Source organism: Corynebacterium sp. HMSC068H04, assembly GCF_001811255.1.
Taxonomy (GTDB): Bacteria; Actinomycetota; Actinomycetes; order Mycobacteriales; family Mycobacteriaceae; genus Corynebacterium; species Corynebacterium hesseae.
In genome coordinates this window covers 71553-93854 of the sequence record NZ_KV803984.1, presented here as the reverse complement: position 1 = coordinate 93854, position 22302 = coordinate 71553, and the positions used below count along the sequence as shown (strand labels likewise).

The 22302-nt window shown below is 61.8% G+C and carries 17 protein-coding genes and 1 tRNA gene; 9 read left to right on the top strand and 9 right to left on the bottom strand.

Annotated elements, in window-relative coordinates:
- Nucleotides 1–133: 133 nt before the first annotated feature.
- The gene (locus tag HMPREF2792_RS04625; RefSeq protein ID WP_070531215.1) at nucleotides 134–2149 is read left to right on the top strand and encodes a DEAD/DEAH box helicase; all 2016 of its coding nucleotides are present in this window, start codon (nucleotides 134–136) and stop codon (nucleotides 2147–2149) included.
- 94 nt (nucleotides 2150–2243) lie between these two features.
- Here the strand turns inward: HMPREF2792_RS04625 and HMPREF2792_RS04620 are convergent, their stop codons facing one another.
- The 3 genes from HMPREF2792_RS04620 to putP form a co-directional block, all read right to left on the bottom strand.
- Nucleotides 2244–2687, bottom strand: a complete 444-nt coding sequence (locus tag HMPREF2792_RS04620) for a DUF2269 domain-containing protein (RefSeq protein ID WP_070531213.1) — start codon at nucleotides 2685–2687, stop codon at nucleotides 2244–2246.
- Between the two features lie 47 nt (nucleotides 2688–2734).
- Nucleotides 2735–3277, bottom strand: coding sequence for an HNH endonuclease family protein (locus HMPREF2792_RS04615; protein ID WP_070531210.1), 543 nt, complete (start codon nucleotides 3275–3277; stop codon nucleotides 2735–2737).
- A 311-nt stretch (nucleotides 3278–3588) separates the two neighbouring features.
- Entirely contained in the window at nucleotides 3589–5151 is a 1563-nt protein-coding gene (putP, locus tag HMPREF2792_RS04610; RefSeq protein ID WP_070524987.1) for a sodium/proline symporter PutP, read from the bottom strand.
- Nucleotides 5152–5393: 242 nt separating this feature from the next.
- Here putP and HMPREF2792_RS04605 point away from each other — a divergent pair, with 242 nt between their 5' ends.
- The 8 genes from HMPREF2792_RS04605 (at nucleotide 5394) to HMPREF2792_RS04570 (ending at nucleotide 15111) form a co-directional block, all read left to right on the top strand.
- Nucleotides 5394–8480 (top strand): DEAD/DEAH box helicase, encoded by a 3087-nt coding sequence (locus tag HMPREF2792_RS04605; protein WP_070531208.1) that lies wholly within the window; start codon nucleotides 5394–5396, stop codon nucleotides 8478–8480.
- Nucleotides 8481–9314, top strand: coding sequence for an SWIM zinc finger family protein (locus HMPREF2792_RS04600; protein WP_070524991.1), 834 nt, complete (start codon nucleotides 8481–8483; stop codon nucleotides 9312–9314).
- A 62-nt stretch (nucleotides 9315–9376) separates the two neighbouring features.
- Complete coding sequence (locus HMPREF2792_RS04595) at nucleotides 9377–10501, top strand: metallophosphoesterase family protein (RefSeq protein WP_070531206.1); 1125 nt, start codon at nucleotides 9377–9379, stop codon at nucleotides 10499–10501.
- 3 nt (nucleotides 10502–10504) lie between these two features.
- Complete coding sequence (locus HMPREF2792_RS04590; protein WP_070531204.1) at nucleotides 10505–13078, top strand: AAA family ATPase; 2574 nt, start codon at nucleotides 10505–10507, stop codon at nucleotides 13076–13078.
- A 24-nt stretch (nucleotides 13079–13102) separates the two neighbouring features.
- Nucleotides 13103–13612, top strand: a complete 510-nt coding sequence (locus HMPREF2792_RS04585; RefSeq protein WP_070531202.1) for a MarR family winged helix-turn-helix transcriptional regulator — start codon at nucleotides 13103–13105, stop codon at nucleotides 13610–13612.
- A gap of 66 nt (nucleotides 13613–13678) precedes the next feature.
- Nucleotides 13679–13972 (top strand): molecular chaperone GrpE, encoded by a 294-nt coding sequence (locus HMPREF2792_RS04580; protein ID WP_070531200.1) that lies wholly within the window; start codon nucleotides 13679–13681, stop codon nucleotides 13970–13972.
- Nucleotides 13973–14154: 182 nt separating this feature from the next.
- Nucleotides 14155–14361: a hypothetical protein gene (locus HMPREF2792_RS04575; RefSeq protein ID WP_154737117.1), complete on the top strand. Its 207-nt coding sequence runs from the start codon at nucleotides 14155–14157 to the stop codon at nucleotides 14359–14361.
- Between the two features lie 309 nt (nucleotides 14362–14670).
- Nucleotides 14671–15111 carry a hypothetical protein gene (locus HMPREF2792_RS04570; RefSeq protein ID WP_070531198.1) on the top strand — a complete coding sequence of 147 codons (441 nt, stop codon included), beginning with the start codon at nucleotides 14671–14673 and terminating at the stop codon, nucleotides 15109–15111.
- Between the two features lie 202 nt (nucleotides 15112–15313).
- Here HMPREF2792_RS04570 and HMPREF2792_RS04565 read toward each other — a convergent pair.
- The 6 genes from HMPREF2792_RS04565 to HMPREF2792_RS04540 form a co-directional block, all read right to left on the bottom strand.
- Nucleotides 15314–15387, bottom strand: a tRNA-Arg gene (locus HMPREF2792_RS04565).
- Between the two features lie 137 nt (nucleotides 15388–15524).
- Nucleotides 15525–17126, bottom strand: a complete 1602-nt coding sequence (locus HMPREF2792_RS04560) for an alpha/beta fold hydrolase (protein WP_070525130.1) — start codon at nucleotides 17124–17126, stop codon at nucleotides 15525–15527.
- Nucleotides 17127–17230: 104 nt separating this feature from the next.
- Nucleotides 17231–17860, bottom strand: coding sequence for a LutC/YkgG family protein (locus tag HMPREF2792_RS04555; protein WP_070531196.1), 630 nt, complete (start codon nucleotides 17858–17860; stop codon nucleotides 17231–17233).
- The gene (locus HMPREF2792_RS04550; protein ID WP_070525134.1) at nucleotides 17857–19362 is read right to left on the bottom strand and encodes a LutB/LldF family L-lactate oxidation iron-sulfur protein; all 1506 of its coding nucleotides are present in this window, start codon (nucleotides 19360–19362) and stop codon (nucleotides 17857–17859) included. The genes HMPREF2792_RS04555 and HMPREF2792_RS04550 overlap by 4 nt, the downstream gene beginning before the upstream one ends.
- A complete protein-coding gene (locus HMPREF2792_RS04545; protein WP_070525136.1) occupies nucleotides 19362–20147 on the bottom strand; it encodes a (Fe-S)-binding protein in 786 nt (261 codons plus the stop codon). The genes HMPREF2792_RS04550 and HMPREF2792_RS04545 overlap by 1 nt, the downstream gene beginning before the upstream one ends.
- Nucleotides 20148–20460: 313 nt before the next feature.
- Nucleotides 20461–22113, bottom strand: coding sequence for an L-lactate permease (locus HMPREF2792_RS04540; RefSeq protein WP_070531193.1), 1653 nt, complete (start codon nucleotides 22111–22113; stop codon nucleotides 20461–20463).
- Nucleotides 22114–22302: the final 189 nt, after the last annotated feature.

The window sequence follows — 22302 nt, the reverse complement described above, 5'->3', positions numbered from 1 at the left end:
AGGGCTGGGTCAAAGGGGGCTGAGTTAAAGGGCCTTGGCTGAAGTTCGAGGTGCCGGGGTGCCGCGTCGGGAAGAGACAGGTCGTGGGGAGAAATAGCTAATCTCACCTCAGTGCCGTACTCTGGTTTGAGCAATGAGCATTACCGATAACGCCACCGGCGGCGTCAACGAGCCGGAAGAATTCAATAAGTCGGAATCTCAGGAAAACTCGCGAGGTGGCGAAGCATTGGACGCTTCGCAGGTGTCGAACCATGACACCGGGGCTGCGAATAACCCTGAGGACACCGGCGCTGAAGAAGCTTCAGCCAACGACAACTCCCAGGGTTTTGCACACCTCGGCCTTCCCGATGACGTTCAGGAAGCCGTGTCCAAGGTGGGCTTTACCAAGCCATCCCCGATTCAGGAAGAAACCATCCCGATCCTCATGGAGGGCCGCGACGTCGTCGGCCTCGCCCAAACGGGTACGGGTAAGACCGCAGCCTTTGCACTGCCGGTTCTCTCCCAGATCGATACTGAGGCTCGCTATCCGCAGGCCCTTGTCCTTGCGCCCACGCGCGAGCTGGCTCTCCAGGTTGCGGACTCCTTCCAGTCCTTCGCCGACCACTTGGGTCGCATCGAAGTCCTGCCTATCTACGGTGGCCAGGCTTATGGCATCCAGCTCTCTGGTCTGCGCCGTGGTGCCCAGATCATTGTGGGTACCCCGGGCCGTGTCATCGACCACCTGGAGAAGGGCTCCCTGGATATCTCCCAGTTGCGCTTCCTCGTCCTCGATGAGGCGGACGAGATGCTCAACATGGGCTTTCAGGAAGACGTTGAGCGCATTCTTGAGGACACCCCAGAGGACAAGCAGGTAGCGCTGTTTTCGGCCACCATGCCGAACTCCATCCGCCGCCTGTCCAAGCAGTACCTCAACAACCCTGCCGAAATCACGGTGAAGTCGGAGCGCCGCACCAATGACAACATCACGCAGCGCTTCCTCCTGACGCCGCACCGCCACAAGATGGATGCCTTCACTCGCATCCTCGAGGTCATTGACTACGACGCCATCATCGTCTTCTGCCGCACGAAGCATGCCACGGAGGATGTCGCTGACAGCCTCAAGGAGGCCGGCTACAACGCCGCTGCCATTAACGGCGATATCGCGCAGCAGCAGCGTGAGCGTACCGTCGATCAGCTCAAGGATGGCCGCCTGGACATCCTGGTGGCTACCGACGTTGCTGCCCGCGGCCTCGACGTCGACCGCATCACCCACGTGGTCAACTACGACATCCCGAATGACACCGAGTCCTACGTGCACCGCATTGGCCGTACCGGCCGTGCTGGCCGCACTGGCGAGGCCATCCTGTTCGTCACCCCGCGTGAGCGCCGCATGCTGCGCTCCATCGAGCGCGTGACCAACGCCCGCCTGGAGGAGATGGATCTCCCGACCGCGGATGAGGTCAATGCCAAGCGCAAGGAGAAGTTCTTCGCGGCCATCGGTGCCTCCCAGCAGGACAAGCAGTTCGACTTCTTCCGCGACATGGTGCGCGAATACTCCGCGGCAGAGAACGTGGCGATGGATGACATCGCGGCCTCCCTGGCTGTGCAGCTGCAGGGCGGAACGGACTTCCTGCTCAAGGAGCGCCCGGTGTCCAAGAAGGACCGCCGCGAGCGCGATCGCTTTGAGCGCGATGGCCGCGGGCGTGACCGCGATCGTGATGGCCGCGGGCGCGACCGTGGTGGCCGCGACCGTGACCGCGGCCCGCGCCGCCCGGACGGGGACTTTGAGACGTACCGGTTGGACGTCGGCAAGCGCCAAGGCGTGCGCCCCGGCGCCATCGTGGGTGCGTTGGCCAACGAAGGTGGCCTGACCTCCAAGGACTTCGGCCGCATCACCATCGCCGTGGGCCACACCCTGGTGGACCTGCCGAAGAACCTGGACCCGGCGGTGCTGGACCGTCTCAAGGACACACGCATTTCCGGCCAGCTCATCAAGATCCAGAAGGATACCGGACGCCCGCCGCGCCGGAACTTCGACGATGACCGCGGCCGCGGCGGTTACGGCGGGCGCGGACGTGGTGGACGCGGTGATCGTGGCGGATACCGCGACCGTGATCGCGGTGGACGCGGCCGTGATCGTGGTGGACGCCGCGGCGGCTGGCGCGACTAGCCTCCGCTCGGCGCCGCAGCGGCGTTAGATCCAGAAACCTCCCAAGCTCATAAGAGCCTGGGAGGTTTCGCTATTGGGGCCTAAACCCGAAGGATTAGACGTACATCAGGATGGCGCACACAACCCACAGCAGGTTGAAGATGCCGGAGAACATAGCCAGCTGCTTCTTTAGCTTGGCCACATCGGCGCTGCCCGGGGCAGCAATCGCGGACATGGCCTGGTTCTGCTTCGGGATGACCACGACGAGCAGGATAACCCAGGCGATGACAGCCAGAAGAAGAGCGATGTGGAACTGGACCTGGGACTTGTAGGTATTGAGGTCAGTAAGGAAGACAGCTAGACCAATGACCGGAACAATAGCGGAGATATAGCCATACGTCGAGGTGATCTTGTTGAGGACACCGGCGGCACCAGCCGCAGAAGCATCACCGGAGGCCGCCTTTGCCAGCTGGCCGGGGAAGGCGGAGGTGGAGATACACACAGTACCGACCAACAAAATAGCGGTGAAGGCGTGGAGGAAGATGAGCAAGCTAGTCATGGGAGGGTGCTTATACCTTTCTGTACGGGGCTTTTCCCTGCGAGAGTCTAACGGCGCGGTGAGATGAAATCGAATCGACACTGGTGGCGCATGACCACGTAGTCGCGGGAGGGCAGCGGTAGTTGGTATTTTCGGGCCACTGCGGCAAGCCGCTGCGAGTAGTCGCAACGGTCGGCGGGCGGGAGCCAATCGGCCGGCAGAGAATCGGACTTGGCCTGGTTGAGGTTGCGGGCGGTGGCGACGAGGTTGAGCGGATCGTTGGCAAAGGCCATCTTCTTATCCGGCGGCCAAACTGATGCCCCAAGGTCCCAGGCCGCCGCGAGCGGGAAGACGTGGTCAACTTCCACGCGGTCCGGCGCGGGCGCGCGGGCATAGGGATCGTAGAGGGCCCCGTCGATAGTCTGCGCGGCCTTGACGTTGTCCCGTGTTCCAGGTGCCCATCCGCCGAAGTCTTCCCGTTCATAGCCGGGGACCTGCACGCGCGCGGGCACGGTTGCCACGCCCAGGTCTGGGCCGGGGAGGAGGTGATAGCCGCCGTAGACAACAGTTGCCACGGAGAGGAAGCCTATATAGGCCGTGCGCAGGTTCATGGACTTTTAGACTGCGCGGGGGTGCTCGCGGTTCCCGTATGAGCAGGAAGCCTGTGAGCGCACAGGGAGGGCTACATGGATGCAGTCAAAAGGCATTTCCCAGAAGGCATCAGTAAGAAGGTTTCTTTGGGGGGTAAAGACACCCTTTAAAGGCTCGGACACGGCGTTCTCGAAGCAAAGGCACCTTTTGGGAAATGCCTTTTGAGTAGCGACCATGTAGAGCCTCCGATCCAATCACAAGCGAAACCCCGCCACAGCAGTAACTGGACTGCTGGAGCGGGGTTCGCGCGTGAGGGGAGAGGGGGAGAGGCCTACTTCTGAACCTGCTCCGCTGCCTCCTCGAAGTCCAAGTCATCGTTCTTCTCAACGAGCTTGGCCAGGCGGGATGCCTCCTCGAACTCCTGGGTGACCTTCTCATCCGGAGCCTTGGTGGCCAGGGAAACGCCGACAGTCACGAGCAGAGCGGAGATGAAGCCCGGTACCAGCTCGTAGAGGGTATCGCCCAGCGGGCTCATGCCCCAGCCAATCGCAACGACAGCACCGGTGATCATGCCGGCGATGGCGCCGGTGGAGTTGAGTCGCTTCCAATACAGCGACAGCAGCACCAGCGGGCCGAAGGCGGAGCCGAAGCCGGCCCAGGCGAAGCCGACCAGACCCAGAATCGAATCCGACGGGTTGATGGCCAACACGGCAGCGATGACGGCGATGGCCACGACAGCGGTACGGGACAGGTTGATCAGGACGTTCTGGCTCGGCTTTTTCTTGGCGAAGATGAGGTAGAGATCCTCAATGAGGGAGGTGGAGACCACGAGCATCTGGGAGGACATCGTGGACATGATGGCTGCCAGAACGGCGGTCAGGACCAGACCTGCGAAGAGCGGGTGGAACATAACCTGTGCCATGTCCAGGAAGATGGTCTCGTAGTTCTCCTGGTCAGTGATGGAGTGGCTGGTCTCAGTGAAGAAAACCGTGCCGGAGAGCGCGACGAAAATAGCACCGATGAGGGAGATACCCATCCAGCTCACACCGTAGAAGCGGCCCGCGCGGGCGTCGGAAGGCTTACGCAGCGCCATGAAGCGCACGATGATGTGCGGCTGGCCAAAGTAGCCCAAGCCCCAGGCCAGGTTGCCGATGATGACGGCGGCAGACACACCAGAGAACAAGGAGAAGTAGTCAGGGTTCTCAATTACACCACCGGTGGCGTACGGGTTCTCAGCGGCGAAGCTGAAAATCTCGCCCGGGTTGTCCAAGGAGAAGAGCACCATGATCGGCACGATGATGAGAGAGGCGAACATGAGCAGGCCCTGGACGGTATCGGTGTAGGACACCGCGAGGAAACCGCCGACGAAGGTGTAGAAGACCGTCACGGCAGCCACGACGAGCATGCCGACCATGTAGTCACCGCCGAAGCTGGACTCGAAGTAGCGGCCGCCGGCCACCATGCCGGAGGAGACATAGAAGGTGAAGAAGAAGATGATGATCGCCGCCGCGATAATGCGCAGCAAGCGCGACTTATCGTGCAGGCGGTTCTCAAAGAAGGAGGGAACGGTAATTGAATTGCCGGCGATCTCGGAGTAGGAGCGCAGACGCGGCGCGACCCACTTCCAGTTGGCCCAAGCACCGATGAGAAGGCCGATGGCCATCCATAGCTCGGACATACCGGTCAGGAACAAAGCACCCGGCAGGCCCATAAGCAGCCAGCCGGACATATCTGAAGCGCCGGCGGATAGGGCGGCTACGAACGGGTGAAGCCCGCGGCCGGCGAGAACGTAGTCGTCGTACTCATCCGTCTGCTTGTAGCTCCAGAAGCCGATGGCGGCCATGGCAAGCAGGTAGATGATCATCGCAACGACATACCAAGTGGAGTCTTGCACTGATCTCTCCTTGAGATTGAGATTAAGAATAGGACTCATCCACGCTAACGAGGCAAAAGGCCCTACCCAACTGAAATTCGGCACCTTGACCAGTATTTGGTTACCTTGGTCACAGCTTAATGCACGGTCTTACTGGTGTTACGCCGTTATGTAACGAGACTGTAACAATTGCGTATTTGGGCAGGAATCGGGAACTTTCTGCAACCCTTTCCCCACAAAGGTGTGCTGCTAAACTGGCCCCTATGGCTTCTTACCTGCTGCATGGCCTCTGGCTGCCCGTCTCCGGCCTGAGTCTATGGATCGAACAGGTCGAAGGGCACAAGATCGTCATGCCCTCAGCAGTCCCGGAGGGAACCTTTCCGGATGTGGTCGATACCATCTTGAGCAAGAAGACCTTCCGGAACCGAGCGCGCGTCTCCCTCCGCACACCGAAGGGCAAGGACGTCTCCCTCATGGTCCCCATGGCCATGTTCGCCCCGGATGAGGCAGTGGAAACACTGGCCAAACTGGAATACCTCGATACCGATAGCCAGGCGGTTTCGGCGGAACAGCGTGCAGCTATTGCGCCGGACCTCCTGTGGCTCATCCGCGCCTATCGCGGCCTGTACCGTTTCGTCCGTGCCGGCCGCGTGACCATCCGCCTGTCGTATCAGGCGGGTGAGTGGTACCCGATGTGGCAACTGGCTTCTGGCTTGGGCGAGCGCAGCTGGCTGGCAGAGATGCTAGCCTCCGCGCCCGGCATCCTCTCCATTAATAACCGGGCGCTCTCGGATGATTTGGCCGACGAGCTCACGCACTGGATTGCCTATACCCAATTGCGCCCGCAGATCGATGCCCCACGCGCCGCGCCCTGGCATGAATTCGCGCAGGCCTTGCTGAAAACCGCGCCGGTCAAGAAGGGGCGCGCCCAGCTGCTTCGTGGGCTCAATGAGTGGAAAGACTCTATTACTTCTGTCGACCTCCAGCTCGTCTTCCTCGTGGAGGAACCGCCAAATAGTACTGACTCCGTCGAGGACGCAGCGTGGCCTATCCGCTTGCTGGTGCGCTCCGGTACGGATTCGCCGCTGCCGGTGCGGCAGGACCAGTTGGATCGGGGGAGCGTCGAGAAGCTGCGTGAGGCCCGTCGCCATGCCTTCGACGTGGCTCCGCGGCTGAAGTACAACTCCGCCCCGGCGAGCCGGAATGCGGGGGATTGGGACGTCTACCTGACCACCGAGCAGCTCGTGGATTTTGTTACCCACGACGCCGCCGCCCTGCGCAAGGCCGGTTTCACCGTGCTGCTGCCCAAGTCTTGGTCCCACATGGAGACCAAGGCCAAGCTGGAAACCACGGAGGTCCGTGATCCGGCCGATGCCGCCACCAAGGCGCACATTGGTATGGAGAAGCTGTTCAGCTATGACTGGAAGCTCTCGGTGGGTGACACGCAGCTTACCGACGCCGAAATGCAAGAGCTCATCACTTCTAAGTCCGGGCTGATTCGTTTGCGCGGCGAGTGGGTCATGGCGGATACCCAGGCCTTGAACAAGATCTCGCAGTACATGCGCGAGTTGGCCGATACCGCACGTAAGCGCGCCCTGAAGGAGTTGGAGCAACTCGCAGCCACCGCAGAGATGGCCCGCCAGCTGGAACAGCCTGGCTGGGAAGAGCTGGTGGCCGAAGTAGAGCGCCGCCGCAAGGAATTCAACGAGGGCGAGCAAGAAGAAGCGGTAACGCTTGCAGACTTGCGCGAGATGGCCTTGAAGTCCATGGCGGAGGACCCCGTGGCCTTCACCGGATCCGAGTGGCATACCTCGCTGCTCGGTGGGCTGGATAGTACGGCACCCGACCGCGTGGACATCCCCGATACGGTCCATGCCGAGCTGCGCGAGTATCAGCGCCGCGGTGTGGACTGGCTGTACTGGATGTCCCGCAACAACATTGGCGCGGTGCTCGCAGATGACATGGGTTTGGGCAAGACCCTGCAGCTGCTGTCTTTGCTGGCGGTGGAAAAGGCCGCCCACGCGGACGCACCGGACAAGGAAGATGGGGAGGCTGGAGCCTGGAAGCCAACCCTCGTCGTCGCGCCGACCTCCGTGGTGGGCAACTGGGCTAGAGAAGCCACGCGCTTCGTGCCGGACTTTAAGGTCATAGTGCAACACGGCACTGGGCGCCTGAAGGGCGAGGAATTGGTCAGCGCAGCTCAGGAGGCCGATATCGTCATTACCTCCTATGGCACGGTGAGCCGTGACTTCCTCACATTGAGCAAGGTGGAGTGGGACCGCGTGGTCCTCGATGAGGCTCAAGCGATCAAGAACGCCTCCACGCGCTCCTCCAAGGCGGTGCGCGCCATCCCCTCGCGCCACCGCGTGGCGCTGACCGGCACGCCGATTGAGAACCGCCTGTCGGAGATGCGCTCCATCCTGGACTATTGCAACCCGGGAATCCTGGGCTCCGCCTCCTTTTTCCGCAACCACTTTGCCAAGGCCATCGAGCGCGAGGGCAGCGATGTCATGGCGGAGCGCCTGCGCCTGCTCACCGGCCCGTTTATCCTGCGCCGCCTCAAGACGGACCCGAATATCATCGATGACCTGCCGGAGAAGTCCGAGCAGATCATCACCGTGCGTATGACCGATGAGCAGGCAGCACTCTACAAGGCCCTGGTCAATGACGTGGAACAGGCCCTGGCGAAGAAGAAGGAGGGCATCTCGCGCCGCGGCCTCATCTTGGCATCGCTGACGCGCATCAAGCAGATCTGCAACCACCCGGCGCACTTCTTGGCCGATGGTAGCCCTGTCACCATCAAGGGCAAGCACCGCTCGGGCAAGGTGGAGGAGCTCATGCGGATCATCGACCAGGCCATCGAATCTCAGGAGCGCGTACTGATCTTCACCCAGTACAAGGCCTTCGGCGACGTTCTCCAGCCTTACCTCTCTGAACAACTGGGCTGCGAGATTCCCTTCCTCCATGGCGGGGTCAGCAAGAACCGGCGCGACCAGATGGTGGAGGAATTCCAGGCCGATAACGGCGCGCCCGTCATGCTGCTCTCGCTCAAGGCGGGCGGTACCGGGCTGAACCTCACGGCGGCGTCGATTGTCGTGCACATGGACCGCTGGTGGAATCCGGCGGTGGAAAACCAGGCCACGGATCGCGCCTTCCGCATTGGCCAGCAGCGCAATGTGCAGGTGTACAAGATGATTACGGCCGGCACCTTGGAGGAATCCATCCAGGACATCCTCGACGGCAAGACACAGCTGGCCGGTGCCGTCGTGGGCGAAGGCGAGGGCTGGCTCACCGAACTGAGCCCCGAGCAGCTGGCGGATCTCATGAGCTATAGGGAACAGGAGAAGTAAATGGCACCGAAGAGTCCTGAGGACAACAACGTCATCTACGCCAACTTCGGCACCCGCAAGCGCGTGAGCACGCCGGAGGAGGTCAACCGCGTCGACCGCGTGCGTACCATGCAGCCGGCGGCCACGCGCCTGCTCAATTTCGTCAACCAGCAAACGGATTCCGGCCGCATTCGCCGCGGGCGCCAATACGCCACGGAGGGGCATGTCGTGGGCCTCGATGTGCGCAATGGCGCTGTGCACGGCAAGGTTGCGGGCTCCCAGAACGAACCTTTCGCGGTGCTCATCCAGGTGCCTTACCGCAACAACGAGGACATCGGGCGGCTGTCGGAGATGTTCGCACGCACCCCCAACTCCGTGGCGAAGGCCAGGGAGGGCATGCTTGCCGACGCCTCCCTCGACATCCTCATCGCCGAATACCCCGACGACCTCCGTTTCTCTTGCACCTGTCCCGACCCGGAGTACGTGTGCAAGCACGTCGTGGCGGTGGCGGACCGCCTGGCCGCGCGCATGGATGCTGACCCATCCGTTATCTTCGCCCTGCGCGGACTTGATTTTGCGCGGCTGGAGCAAGCGGTCATGGAGCAGGCCAAGTCGGCCTCGGAGGACTCTTATTCAGCTTCCGCGGCCTCTGAAATCTCTGCCGAGGAGCGCAATGCCTTGTTCTGGGAGGGGCGAGAATTGCCGCCCCTGCCGGAGCCGAAAACCGCTCCCGCCGTCGATGATTCCGACCCGGAACTGCTGCGCAAGGCTATGAGGTCTGTCAGCCATACGAACATAGATTTGCTTCGGGCCGTCTCCGATGTCGAGGACCTTTACTATCATCTGACGCACTAGACATTGCCACCCCAGGGGAGAGGCTCAAGCGCCAGCCCTGGACCACGTTGTAGGGAGTTTGCATGGCCGCGGTTACGTTCATCCACACCTCAGATTTCCAGCTGGGAATGACACGCTGGTTTTTAAGTCCCGCCGCGCAGTCGCGCTTTGATGATGACCGCGAAGCAGCGGTCCTGCGGCTAGGGGAGTTGGCCACCGAGACAGGGGCGGAGTTCATCGTCGTGGCCGGTGATGTGTTTGAGCACAACTCCTTGAGCAAATCTACGCTGCTGCGCGCCAAGGACATGTTCAAGCGCCTGCCGGTGCCGGTTTACCTGCTGCCCGGCAACCACGATCCGCTCGTGGCGGATTCCATCTTTTTCAACTCTTTTGCGGATAACGTGCACGTCATCGCGGATTCAAAGCCCATCGAGGTGCGCCCAGGCGTGGAAATCGTCGGCGCTCCGTACCTGTCCAAGCGGGCTAACTATGACCTGGTGCGCCGCGCGCTGGAGCCGCTGCAGCCTGCCGATGAGGGCACGGTTCGCATCGCGGTGGGGCATGGCCAGGTGGAGTCCCGCGCGGGCGAGGGCGAGGACTCGGACGCTGATACTATCGACCTCTCCTTCGTGGAGGAGTGCCTGGATAAAGGCGTTATTGATTATCTGGCCTTGGGGGATACGCACTCCACGGAATCGCTGGGCCGTACCGGCAAGGTGTGGTTCTCCGGCAGCCCGGAGACTACGGCCTTCGACGATAGGGAGCGCGATTCGGGCAATGCCTTGGTGGTGACCGTTGAGGGGGAGCGGGTGGACGTCGCCAAGCACCGCGTCGGTCGTTGGGACTTCCGGGCGATTGATGCGGACGTTGACTCACTCGAGGAGGTCGAAAGCTTCCTTGCGGAGCTAGACGCCGTGCCGGAGAAGATCCGCACCGCGGTGAAATACAGCCTGCGTGGCACCGTGGGCCTGAGCGCGCAGGCACGCTTGGAGCAGGGTCTGGCGGAGATGGAGGAGGTCTTTGCTTCCCTTAAACCCCGCGAGAGGACGATGGACCTGCATCTGGCGCCCTCGGAGGAGGAGCTCAGCGAGCTGAGCTTGAGCGGTTATGCCGCTGATGCGCTGGCAGAGCTGCTCGAGGACCTAGATACTCCCACCGCCCGCGACGCCGCTAACCTGCTGTTCCGCCTCAGCGCGAAGGGAGCCTAAACCATGATGCAGCTGCATTCTGTTGAACTGAACAACGTCCGGGGCGTGGAGCACCTGGAGGTCAAGGACCTCCCGGAGACCGGCGTGGTGGTCATCGGCGGGCCGAACGAGGCTGGCAAATCCACATTGGTGGAGTCTATTGATTTTGTGCTGACGCAAAAACACACCGCCAACTCTAAGGCGGTGAGGGCGCTGCAGCCCGCCGGCCGCGATGTGGGGCCCGAGGTCACGCTGGAGGCCACCGTGGGGCCCTATCATTTCCGCATCCACAAGCGGTGGGTGAAAAAGCGCACCTCGGAGCTGCATGTGTTTTCCCCGCGCCCGGGCCAGTGGACTGGTGCGGAAGCGGATGGGGAGCTCGAGCGCATTCTCAGTGAACATATGGACCGCGCGCTTGTCGACGCCCTCTTCGTCCGCCAAGACGATAGCCACGAGGGCATCGCCGCCGTGGGCATTCCTTCCCTTACTGCGGCGCTAGAGGAGCAGACCGGGGCGAATGCCGTGGCGGAAGACTCCGAGCTGCTCACGCGCATCGAGGCGGAGTACAAGGAGTATTTCACCGCGAAGACGGATAAGCCGGCGGGAGACTATAAGGCCGCAATCGCCGCGCTGTCAGAGGCGGAGGAGGAGCACGCGAACGCTGAGTCTGCGCTCCGTGAGCTCGACGGCGTGGTGGAGCGCTATGAAGCCGCCGAGCTGAAGAAGTCCGAGGCCGAAGCGGCTTTGCCGGAGGCCGTAGAAGAGTGCGAGCGCCGTGACGGCGAACTAGTCGCCGCCCGGGCCGCCCAGGAGAAGGTCACCGCGCAGGAGGCAGCAGTGACCCGGGCAGCGGAAGCTGTGACGCGCGCGGAGGAGGAATCGGCGCGGCGCAAGGCTGTGATTGCTGAGCACTCCGCAGCGGTTGAAGCGGCCGAGCGTGCTGCAACTGCTGTTAGCGAAGCCCGCGAGCGCGCCGAGGAAGAGTCCGCCGCCCGCACGAAGCTGGAAGAAGAACGCGCCGAGGTTCATGAGCGCTACGAGGCCGTGCGCGAGGAGCGCCAGCGCGCCCGCCGCGCGCAGCGGCGCGCAGAACGCGAGGCCTTGGGCACCCGCCTCGAAGCCTTGACCAAGCTGGAAGAGACCTTGGCGTCGCGCCGTCGTGAGCTGGCTGCCGCTCCAGACGTGCCAAACTTGAAAGCACTGGAAGAGGCGGCTCGTGAGGTCACTGTCCAGGAGCGCCTGCGAGCGGCGGCTGCTGCCAAGCTGTACTTTTCCGGGAAGGGCTCCGTCGCCGTCGATGGCGAGGAACGCTCTCTGGAGAGCGGTGAAGAACTTGCAGTCGAGTTGCGTGAGGGCACGACCCTTCAGGTAGGCGAGGTCACCGCCCGCTATGCCGCAGGTGCCGGCGAAAGCGGTGAGGAAGGCGTGGAGAAGGCTCGCGCTGAGCTCGCGCGCCTGCTGGAGGATGCCGGGTGCGAAGACCTCGAGTCGGCCCGTGCCGCTCACGAGAAACACACCGAACTCGCATCCGCCGCGGATTCCGCGGCGCGCGAACTGGCTGCTGCGTTGGGAGGGGAGGACCTCGGTGAACTGCGTGCGCGTTTTGAGGCCGGCGCAGAAGAGGCTGAGGACGTCGAGGGCGCTGAGGAGGCCGCGGAACCGCGAGAGCTGGACGTGGTGGAGCAGGAGGAAGAGGAGCTACGCAGGAAGCTCGATGAACTCGACCGCGCTGTGGCTCCCTACCGTGAAAACAAGGCTGGCGCGGCATTAGAGGTAGCCACCGTGCGCGCGGAGGAGGCAATCACGCAGCGTGATGCCAAGGCCGCAGCCGTGGAGGCCGCCCGTGCTCAACTCAGTGATGCCGACGTGACCACGGCTATCGAGGCAGCACAGGCCAAGCTGCAGGAAGAAAGAGCAGTGCTGGCGGAGATGTCCGCGGTAGACGTGGACACCGCCGAGCATCTTGCCAAGGGAGCGCGTACACACGTGGATTCCCTGAAGGCAGCGGTGAATGCAGCGGTCGGTGACATGCGCGAGTTCCGGGGACTCATCGATATGCATTCCGGTGCGGCTGAGGATGCGGAGAAAGCCGCCGCCGAGCTCGAGGTTGCTCGTGAGCGCCACGCCGCTATCGAGCGTCGCGCGGAGGCTGCGCGTTATCTGCGCACACTCATGCTGCGCCACCGTGACGCCGCGCGCCAGCGCTATGCCGCGCCGTTTGTCACAGCGCTCAATAGCTTGGCGCGAACAGTCTTCGGTGGGGATGTGGACTTCGAGCTGTCGGAAGAGCTCAAGGTCGAAGCTCGCAGCCGCGACGGTGAGACCGTGTCTTTTGACGCGCTCTCTGGCGGTGCCAAAGAGCAGTTGAGCATCCTGACGCGCTTCGCCATAGCTCAGCTGGTGTCCGATGAACCGGTGCCTGTACTGATCGATGATGCGTTGGGTTCCACGGACTCCCAGCGCCTTCAGCTCATGGCGGCGCTGTTTAGTAAGGCAGGGAAAAGCACTCAGGTCATCGTGCTGACCTGTATGCCGCAGCGCTATTCCTGGGTGCCTGGGCGCATGGAGCTAGATATGGAGAAACTTACAAGGGCCTAAGTCCCGGAGTGTAGGGTATGAGCCATGACAGCGGACACTCGATGGCTCACCGAAAGCGAACAGGACCTGTGGCGCCACATTCTAGCTAGCATTCGCAAGATCAATCGCGGTATGGAGGAGACCCTTCTGGCCTGCGGCGATATCTCAGCCGCGGAGTTTTCGGTGCTTGTTTCTCTTTCGGAAGCACCCGCGCACACGCGGCGCCTGCGCGAACTCTGCACGGAGTTGGAGTGGGACCGCTCCCGCGCCTCCCACCAAATCACCCGCATGGAAAAACGGGGTTTGGTGCGCAAGGAAAAGTGTGCGGGCGATGCGCGCGGCGTGGAGGTCGTCATGACGAAGTCCGGCCGGGAGCGTCTAGAGGCGGCGGTACCTGAGCACGTCGAGTCCGTGCGCCGCATGGTTTTTGATCACCTCGATCCTGCCGACGCTCCGGCGGTCCTGCGTTTCTGCGAGGGCGTTCTTTCAGAAAGCAACCTTCCGGGATATGACGGCTTCGTGCCGGATGAGCGCTTGGGTATTCACACCGACTAGTTGTGCTTCGTACGGGTAGTGTTAGTTTTCGACCGTTTACTCACCTGGAGGTGATCTGTCCGCACCATGATGGGACAAGAACTGTTTGAGCATCCCGAGCGCCAGTACGCAACGTACGGCATTACTCCGCTGAAAGAGCTCAGCGCCCAAGTAGGCCAGGTCGATGATCTGGATGAGCTCACCGAGGAACAAGCCACAGCGCTTGAGGCGGCCCTCGAGCAGCACCCAGAGGGCGCGCTGACCTTCGATGACGCCTCGCAGCTGTGGATTATCGGCGCGGATGAGGATATTGAGCGTATGTTCCAAGACCGCGAGGGATTCGTCGAAGCGCTCAACAACAACGAAGACCCTGGGGTCTAGCCCACAGTCGGTGTCATACTAAAGGTGGATGGCGGCTAGATTTACTGGGTTTAACTACGGGCGGCTCTGTTTAAACTGCTAAGATACTCTGTGTTAAAGGGCGAGCATCCCCGCGCTTTTCAGAGGCAGCTTGAGCGAGAGCGCCATCTGGCTAGGGGAGCTAAGTGAAAGGACAAAACATAATGGTCGAGCGCGATTTGGCTCAGGAACAGCGCGAAGCAGCTGCACGTGACAAGGCTGACGGCTGGGTATCCGTCTTCGTTCAGTGGATTCCCTCCATGCTTCTCTCCGTGGTGATGCTGGGCGCCATGATGTTCGGCATGTACTACATCGAGCACGGCACCTTGGACATCACCCAGCCGATCGTCAACCAGTACATCACCCAGTAACCTGGTTCGCTCCCTCGCTGCCGCCTGGCGGGGGGGAGAAAAGCTTGACTTTAAGCCCCAGCAGATTTGTCTGCTGGGGCTTGCTCTTTATCACCAGGCTCATTTCTCTAACTCGTGCCGTGGATCCATCAGGCGGCTTGAGCCACTGCTAAGCCTGAGAATTAATCTCCGAGTGCGATGTCTCGAGGCATGATGACTCCTACACCCTTCGCGCTCACCGTCGTTCCTTGATCAGCCGCCGCCCGTCCTTTCGGTGAGCGCGAAGGGCGTATTCGTCCGGGAGAGCGTTAATCCGATAGCCTGATCTCCATGGACTCTCGCATCTACATTCGCTATCTCAACGGTCCGCTCCTGTGGATGGGAATAGTCGTTGGCCTTGCCGTTGTGGCAGCGGTGGTGCCCACGATGATTGATTCCACGTGGGCAGCAATCCTATTTGGTGCCCTGGTCATCATTGCAACCGTGGCCTGCCTTCTGATGCGGGTGAAGATCGCCGTCAACGATGGCGAGGTTGCGGTGTCCGTCTTTGGCGTCTTCACAAAGAGAATTCCCCTGCGCGAGATCACCGGGGTGAGTATCGGTCCGGAGACGGGGCTTAAAGAAGGTGCGGGCCCGCGCATCGTCGATGGCGCACCAGCCTATATCGTCTCTGGGCCGACGGTGCGCATTGAATGGGGCCGGAGTTCTCTCATTGCTTCGGCGAAGAACCCGGAAGAAGTGGTTGCGGATATTAAGGTGCGCTTGCACTAGTTCCATATCCCCAGACCTCGATCCCGAAACTTCCAAGTGAGTGGCTTGGTGCCGGAGGGCGCTTGACGACGCCCACCTGCAGGTTGCGGGTTTCAGGTCTGGGGAGATGCAAAATGCGACAAGCCGCTCACCTGCAAACGTGGCGTCGCAAAAAGTGGGCCGGGGCGTACTGGCCGATTCGGGGTAGGCGGGCATGAAAAAGTGCCCCTGACAGGGATCGAACCTGCGACCTTCGGTACCGGAAACCGATGCTCTAATCCGCTGAGCTACAAGGGCATTGCTGGCGAAATGCCAACGATGCGATTCTAACCTATAAAGGCTAGAGCGCAGTAATTGGCCTAGCGCCGATGGGGGTGTGGTGGGAAAGAAGGAGTGCTAGGACAGCCACTCCTTCATGGTTCCCGCCGTTCCTACTACTGGGCGGGCTGCTCCTGAGCCTGGGGCTGGTCAAAGAAGCCCGGCGCATCCGCGGTGTGGACGTCACCAGTGCGCAGGTAGTCAACCACAATCTGGTCAACAGCCTTGTTGCCCACCGCGAAGTGGCCGTGACCCGGGCCGTGGACGGTCACCACGTGGGACTGCATCGGGTCAGACAGTCCGCGGTAGTAGGCGTACGGGGTCTGTGGGTCGCCGGTGGACTGAATCTGCAGCGGCTTGGTGGCCAGCTGCGCGCCGCTAACTTGTACCGGCTTGGTGATTGGTGCGCGGCCACCGCAGCCGACGCCGGAGGCATACATGGAGTTAAACAGTGTGAAGGGGTCAACGGTGACGTAGTTGGACCACAGGAAGGCCGGGATACGTGTCGGATCCATCGGGGCGGTGTTCTCGTTGCACATGATGATGTTTTGCATGCTCTGGGTATTCACCAGGCTCTGGAGCGCAGCTTCCTGGTCCACTTCGCTAGCCTGCGGATCGACTGCATTGAAGTCGAGCGGCTCGATGCCACCGATGTGCTTGGCCATCGCGTCCCAGGCCTCTGGGCGCGGGACTACCTGGTCGCGCGTTACCTGGAGGGTGGGGGAGGTAGCCTGGATGCCCTGCGGGTTGGATGCCTTGCCCGCGAGGTGCTCAGCCTGCACGCGCAGCTCGCCCGTGGCGGTCATGACATTGGCGCCCGGCTGGCCGGCGAATTCTAGGCCCGGTGGGAGGTCGCCAATCTCGGCGTCCGGCGGCAACACGGTGGGTCGCACGCCGGCCTCGGCGGCGACAATCTGGGACCAGCGCTCGTAGGCCTTCAGCGGGGTCTTGCCCGCGTGGTAGGTGTCATCGTTCTTCGCCACGAAGTTAAAGAAGTCATGCAGGGCATTTTCGTAGCCTGCCTGCTGGGATGCGAAGATCTGGTTCCAGGCCATGCCCGGATTCATGCCGGAATCCAGCACCACCTTGTCGGTGTGCTGCGGGAAGAGAGTGGCGTAGGTCGACCCCAGGAAGGTGCCGTAGGACAGGCCAGCGATGTTAATGCGTTCATCGCCGAGTGCCTGGCGTACAACCTCCCAGTCGCGGGCGGTGTTCTCTGTGGTAAGGGAGTCGGTGTAGCCCGGGGTGTTCTTCTCGCAGTCGTTGCGGGTAACGGCACCTGCCTTCGTGAGAATCTCTAGCGGATTGCCTGTGGCCGCGGTCATGGAGCAGTTCAGCGCGCCGGAATCGCGCAGGCCGCGCGGCTGGACGCCGATGATGTCGAACTCCTGCTCAATCTCGTCTGGCCAATTCGCGTTGTTCACCCAGGCGTATGCATCGCCGCTCGGGCCGCCCGGGTTGGTAAACAGGCTGCCCTTGCGCTCGCCGGTGGCCTTGAGGCGGATGAAACCGACGTCGATGGTGCCCTTGTCCGGTGCGTCGTAGTACTTCGGCACGGTGACGTGGCCGCACTCGGCGCGCTGGTGGTCCACTCCCTCCGGGCACGGGCCCCAGTTGATGACGGGCTGGTCAGCGTGAGCAACGGCAGGTGCCGCAACCAAGCCAGCGGCGATGGCTACAGGTCCTAGAACCGAACCTAAAACGCGAGAAAGACGCATAGAACAAGGCTCCTAAAATCGTAAATTGGTACGAGCCTTATCCTATGCGTCAGGGGTGATGTGAGCCGAGCTCTCATACAGGGCGGGTGCCCCCGAAAGCCTCACTACTTAACAATCACCACAATGAGATCGCGCGGGCCGTGGACACCTTCCACGCGGGAGAGCTCGATATCCGAGGTCGCGGAAGGGCCCGAGATCCACGTTGCCGGGCGCTCCGGGTTCATGCGGGAAACCATCTCCGGGACACCGTAGACAATCTGGTTCTTGCGCACGATGCACACGTGACGGTCCGGCACCAAGGTCAGCGCGCGACGGCCACAGGTCTCATTGGATTCGAGCACGATGGTGCCGGTCTGCGCGGAGGTGACGTGAGATTCGGTCACCACGGCGTCGACAGCGTCGAGCTCACGCGGGTCCTTGGCGTTGTCATCCGGGGTGATGGTGCCTTCGAAGCCGTCGAGAAGCCCAGCGTCCATGTCAGGTGCGTAGACGACATTCGAGCAGCCGCGCTCCTTCAGGATGTCCACGAGGGTGGAGTTCAGGCCGGACTCATCGGTGACGTGTACATCAGCCTTGTAGTCTTCGAGGCGGTCCACCAGCATCTCGCGTAGCTCCTCTTCGTTGAGCGTGCCTTCCTTCTGATATTCGCGCGGGATGTCTACGTGGTCCGGCAAACCGGCCTGCTTTTGGGCGGCGGCAATGCGGTTGAGGATTTCCTCTTTGGCGGTGGTCACTTGATGCCCTCCTTCTTGGCTTGGGCGAGGAGTTCTTGAGCTTCGTCAGAGTTGAACCATTGGCGGAAGGACTTCTTCGGAGGAACGGCAGTATCGCGTACCTCGGACCAACCAGACATGAACAGCGGTAGCTTGTCGATGACTCCGTTGAAGCCACCGAGGACACGGCCGAGCGCCACCATGTGGGTGATCTGGTTCCAGATCTTCGGGTTCTTCCACACCAGCTCCACGACTTGGAAGAGCTTTTCCTCCACTGGCGGGGTGGCGTTAGTGACCTTCTGGTAGCGGTTCTCCAAAATGACTTGGGAGAGCGGGATGCGCACCGGGCAAACCTCGTCGCAGCGGCCACACAGGGAGCAGGCATAAGGCAAGCTTGCCGACGGATCGTTGTGGTCCTTCATACCTGTTAGCTGCGGCGTCAGGGAGATGCCAATTGGGCCCGGGTAGACAGAGCCGTAGGCGTGTCCGCCGGCGCGCTCGTAGACCGGGCAGACGTTCAGGCAGGCAGAGCAGCGAATGCACTTGAGTGCTTCGTGGCCCTTGGGGGAGGACAGGGCTGCGGTGCGGCCATTGTCCAGAAGCACGATGTGGAAGTTCTGCGGGCCGTCGCCTTCGGTCACACCGGACCACATCGACGTGTACGGGTTCATGCGCTCAGCAGTGGAGGAGCGCGGCAGCAGCTGCAGGAAGACTTCGAGGTCCTGGAAGGTCGGGACCAGCTTCTCAATGCCCATCACGGTAATGAGGGTCTCCGGCAGGGTCAGGCACATGCGGCCGTTGCCCTCGGATTCCACGATGTTGATAGTGCCGGTCTCAGCCACACCAAAGTTAGCGCCGGAGATGGCGACCTTGGCCTTCATGAACTGCTCGCGCAGGAAGCTGCGGGAAGCCTCAGCCAACTCCGCCGGCTCGGCCTTGAGGGAGTCATCGGTGTTCGGCATCTTGTTGACAAAGATGTCCCGAATCTCCGCGCGGTTGCGGTGGATGGCCGGGACCAGAATGTGGGAAGGCTTATCCTCACCCAGCTGGACGATGAGCTCCGCCAGGTCAGTCTCCTGGGCGTGGATACCGACCTCTTCCAGGTGCTCGTTGAGCGCGATCTCCTGGGTGGCCATGGACTTGATTTTGACCACGTCGGTCTCACCGGTTTCGCGGATAAGGCCCTCAATGATCTTGTTGGCTTCCTTGGCATCGCGTGCCCAGTGGACAATGCCGCCGCGCTTGGTTACCTGCTCTTCGAACTGGAGCAGCAGCTCGCCCATGCGGACAGCAACGTCATCCTTGAGTGCGGAGCCGGCGTCGCGCAGCTGCTCCCAGTCCGGGGTTTCATCAACGGCGTGCTGGCGCTTGTTGCGAATGGTGGTGGTGGCGTGGTGCAGGTTGCGGCGCTGGGTGGCGTTATTGAGGCCAACGTGTGCCAGCGGCACGAACGCCTTCGAACCGCGCAGGTTGCCGTAGCCTTCTGGGGCTCGGGGAGGGGTGGTGTCGAGGAAGGAAGTCATTAGAGCATCTTCTCCTTGGAGTAGGCCGCGGAGGTGGGAGTCCACGGGTGTTCCTTGGTGGAGGCGAGGATTTCCGCCAGGTGGATAGCGCGAACACCGGAGCGCTGGCGAGCCAGAGCGCCTCCAATGTTCATCAGGCAGGAGGAGTCACCGCCGGTAATATATTCGGCCTCGGTTTCACGAATGTGGCGGGTCTTATCACCGACCATCGCTGCAGAAACCTCGGCGTTCTTAAGAGCGAAGGTGCCGCCGAAACCACAGCATTCCTCCGCATTAGGTAGCTGGACGAGGTCGATTCCTTCGACCTCCTTAAGAAGCTGGTAGGGGCGGTCACCCAGTTTGAGGAAGCGCAGGCCGTGGCACGAAGGGTGATAGGTCACGCGGTGGGGGAAGAAGGCTCCGACATTGGTGACACCGGCGACGTCGACAAGAAACTCCGGCAAGTCCAGGGTCTTGCCGGCAGCCTTCTTGGCGCCGTCCACATCGGCGGAGGTGCCGAAGCGGTTTGCGATCATCTCGTGCTGCTCGCGCACGGCGCCCACGCAGGAGCCGGAGGCAGAAACCACGTAATCAATGGAGGGATCCGCGAAGGCGTCCGCATAGGTGCGGATCATGCCCAAGGTCTGCTCCTGGTAGCCGGTGTTGATGTGCATCTGGCCGCAACAAGTCTGTTCCTCGGGGAAGACGACGTCGTAGCCCAGGCGGGAGAGGATCAGGGCCGTGGCCTTGTGGGCATCGGGGAAAAGTGAGTCACCGATGCAGGTGGAAAACAATGCTATTCGCATTTGTGAGCGCTCCTTAATCTGCCTCCATGTGGCTTGTCCCGTGCTGTGCACAGCGGAGTTGTGCTCGGATGCGCGCTACCAGGACAGCCGCACTGGGCATTTTTCGAGTGTGTACCTTTGAGCCTACCGCCCAAAACTCACATTATCGAGGCGGAATTAGCCCTCCTACCTGGCGTTTTATCGCAACATTAATGTTGTGAAATTCCTTACGTGCAGAGATGAAGCGGTCACAAAAAGCGGGCAAGCGAAAACCCCCAGATGTGGCGAGTGAAGTGCCCGATTCTGGGGGTAGTTGGTGCTGAGGACTGAGAACTTAAGGAACCAGGAAGCCCAGCACGTTGGTCATGAGAAAAACGATAATGCACACGACGGCAAGGAAGGCCACGGAGTAGCCCACAACGGCCTTGAAGATGCGGGATTCCTCGCCCTCCATTTGAACCGCAGTGGCCGCAATGGCCAGCGACTGCGGGGAGATCATCTTGCCCACAACGCCACCCGAGGTATTGGCAGCCAGCATAAGGTCCGGGTTAACGCCGATGCGCTCAGCAGCGGTGACCTGGAGGTTGGCAAAAAGGGCGTTAGCGGAGGTATCCGAACCGGTAACAGCGGTGCCGATCCAACCCAGAACGGGGGAGAAAAGCGCGAAGATGCCGCCGACGGAGGCCACGAACTGGCCGATGGAGATGGTCTGGCCGGAGTAGTTCATGGTGTAGGCCAGCGCCAGGACCAGGATGATGGTCAGCGCGGAGAACTTCATGCGGGAGATAACCTCGCCAAACTTAGCTAGCGGTGCCGATGCCTCCAGCGTGTAGCGGCCGTTCTCGTTGAAGGACATGTAGATAGCAGCCACGATGATGCCGGAAATCAGCAGCAGGGTGCCCGGGTTGCCTAACACGTTGAACTTAAACGCGGTATCCATGGCGTGGCTTTCGGCGTCGAAGACGGTGCCTTCGAGAAGCGGCCAGGCAACGTTGAGCTGCAGGAAGCCGAAGATGGCAGGCCATGCGGTGGCGATGGCGAAGACAGCGGTGACCACGGCATAGGGCAGCAGTGCCATCCAGATGCGGCTGCCGTTGAGGTCCGTGACCTCCTCTTGGGCGGGCAACTCCATGCGCTCACGCAGGCTGTCCACACCCTTGGGCTTCCACACACGCAGGAAGATGAAACCCGCGCCGAGGGAGACGATGCAGGCCACGACGTTGGTGAGCTGGTAGGCGAAGAAGGTAGCCGCGGCCCACTGGGCAATGGCGAAGGAGATGCCGATGACGGCCGCGGCGGGGCCGGCCTCCTTAACACCGCGCATGCCGTCAAGGATAAAGAGGATGAAGAAAGGCACGACGGCGGCAATGAGCAGGACCTGGAGGGAAATCAACGCGGCGATGTCAGCGGTCTGCTCGGCGGTGCGCCCGCCGACCGAGCCCGCGGTGGTGACTGGGATGCCCACCGCGCCGAAGGCCACGGGCGCGGTGTTGGCAATGAGCACCGTGGTGGCCGCCTTGAGCGGCTTAACACCCAAGGCCAGGATCATGGTCGCCGTAATCGCCACGGGGGCGCCGAAGCCGGCGAGGGCCTCCAGCAGGCCGCCGAAGCAGAAGGCGATGAGGATGGCCTGGATGCGGATATCGCCATCGCCCAGCAAGTCAAAGGTCTTGCGCAGGTCATTGAATCGTCCGGAAGCCACGGTCACTTCGTAGAACCAGATGGCGGTGATGATCACCCAGACGATGGGGAAGAGGCCGAAGAGCCCGCCGCGCACCGCGGAGGACAATGCCATGCCGGTGGGCATGCCCATGCCGAAGACGGCGATGAGAAGCGCTACGAGGAGCGCTACCGCACCCGAGGTGTGGGCGCGGGCCTTGAGTCCCAAGAGCATGATGAAGAACGCGATGAGCGGCAGCGTGGACACCAGCGCGGTAAGCCCCACGTTGCCAGCTATGGCGTCGGTGGTGATTGTGAATGTAGACATAACGCTCACTTCAGGTTGAGTCCCGCCGGCGTCCCTGCGGTGGTCCCCGCGGTGTGGCACCACAAGTTTCGGCCGGGCGAGAGAGGCGAAAGAATAAATCGATTCAGATATCAAGTTTAGGGTAAAACCATGCGAGTGCTTGTGTCGCCGGATTCACACTACGGGGGTGGGTGACCTTGCTAACGTCCG

Excerpts from the sequence above, each read along its gene's own strand:
- HMPREF2792_RS04625 (WP_070531215.1), top strand. The coding sequence starts at position 134 with ATGAGCATTACCGATAACGCCACCGGCGGCGTCAACGAGCCGGAAGAA.
- HMPREF2792_RS04620 (WP_070531213.1), bottom strand. The coding sequence starts at position 2,687 with ATGACTAGCTTGCTCATCTTCCTCCACGCCTTCACCGCTATTTTGTTG.
- HMPREF2792_RS04615 (WP_070531210.1), bottom strand. The coding sequence starts at position 3,277 with ATGAACCTGCGCACGGCCTATATAGGCTTCCTCTCCGTGGCAACTGTT.
- HMPREF2792_RS04605 (WP_070531208.1), top strand. The coding sequence starts at position 5,394 with ATGGCTTCTTACCTGCTGCATGGCCTCTGGCTGCCCGTCTCCGGCCTG.
- HMPREF2792_RS04600 (WP_070524991.1), top strand. The coding sequence starts at position 8,481 with ATGGCACCGAAGAGTCCTGAGGACAACAACGTCATCTACGCCAACTTC.
- HMPREF2792_RS04595 (WP_070531206.1), top strand. The coding sequence starts at position 9,377 with ATGGCCGCGGTTACGTTCATCCACACCTCAGATTTCCAGCTGGGAATG.
- HMPREF2792_RS04590 (WP_070531204.1), top strand. The coding sequence starts at position 10,505 with ATGATGCAGCTGCATTCTGTTGAACTGAACAACGTCCGGGGCGTGGAG.
- HMPREF2792_RS04585 (WP_070531202.1), top strand. The coding sequence starts at position 13,103 with ATGACAGCGGACACTCGATGGCTCACCGAAAGCGAACAGGACCTGTGG.
- HMPREF2792_RS04580 (WP_070531200.1), top strand. The coding sequence starts at position 13,679 with ATGATGGGACAAGAACTGTTTGAGCATCCCGAGCGCCAGTACGCAACG.
- HMPREF2792_RS04575 (WP_154737117.1), top strand. The coding sequence starts at position 14,155 with ATGGTCGAGCGCGATTTGGCTCAGGAACAGCGCGAAGCAGCTGCACGT.
- HMPREF2792_RS04570 (WP_070531198.1), top strand. The coding sequence starts at position 14,671 with ATGGACTCTCGCATCTACATTCGCTATCTCAACGGTCCGCTCCTGTGG.
- HMPREF2792_RS04560 (WP_070525130.1), bottom strand. The coding sequence starts at position 17,126 with ATGCGTCTTTCTCGCGTTTTAGGTTCGGTTCTAGGACCTGTAGCCATC.
- HMPREF2792_RS04550 (WP_070525134.1), bottom strand. The coding sequence starts at position 19,362 with ATGACTTCCTTCCTCGACACCACCCCTCCCCGAGCCCCAGAAGGCTAC.
- HMPREF2792_RS04545 (WP_070525136.1), bottom strand. The coding sequence starts at position 20,147 with ATGCGAATAGCATTGTTTTCCACCTGCATCGGTGACTCACTTTTCCCC.
- HMPREF2792_RS04540 (WP_070531193.1), bottom strand. The coding sequence starts at position 22,113 with ATGTCTACATTCACAATCACCACCGACGCCATAGCTGGCAACGTGGGG.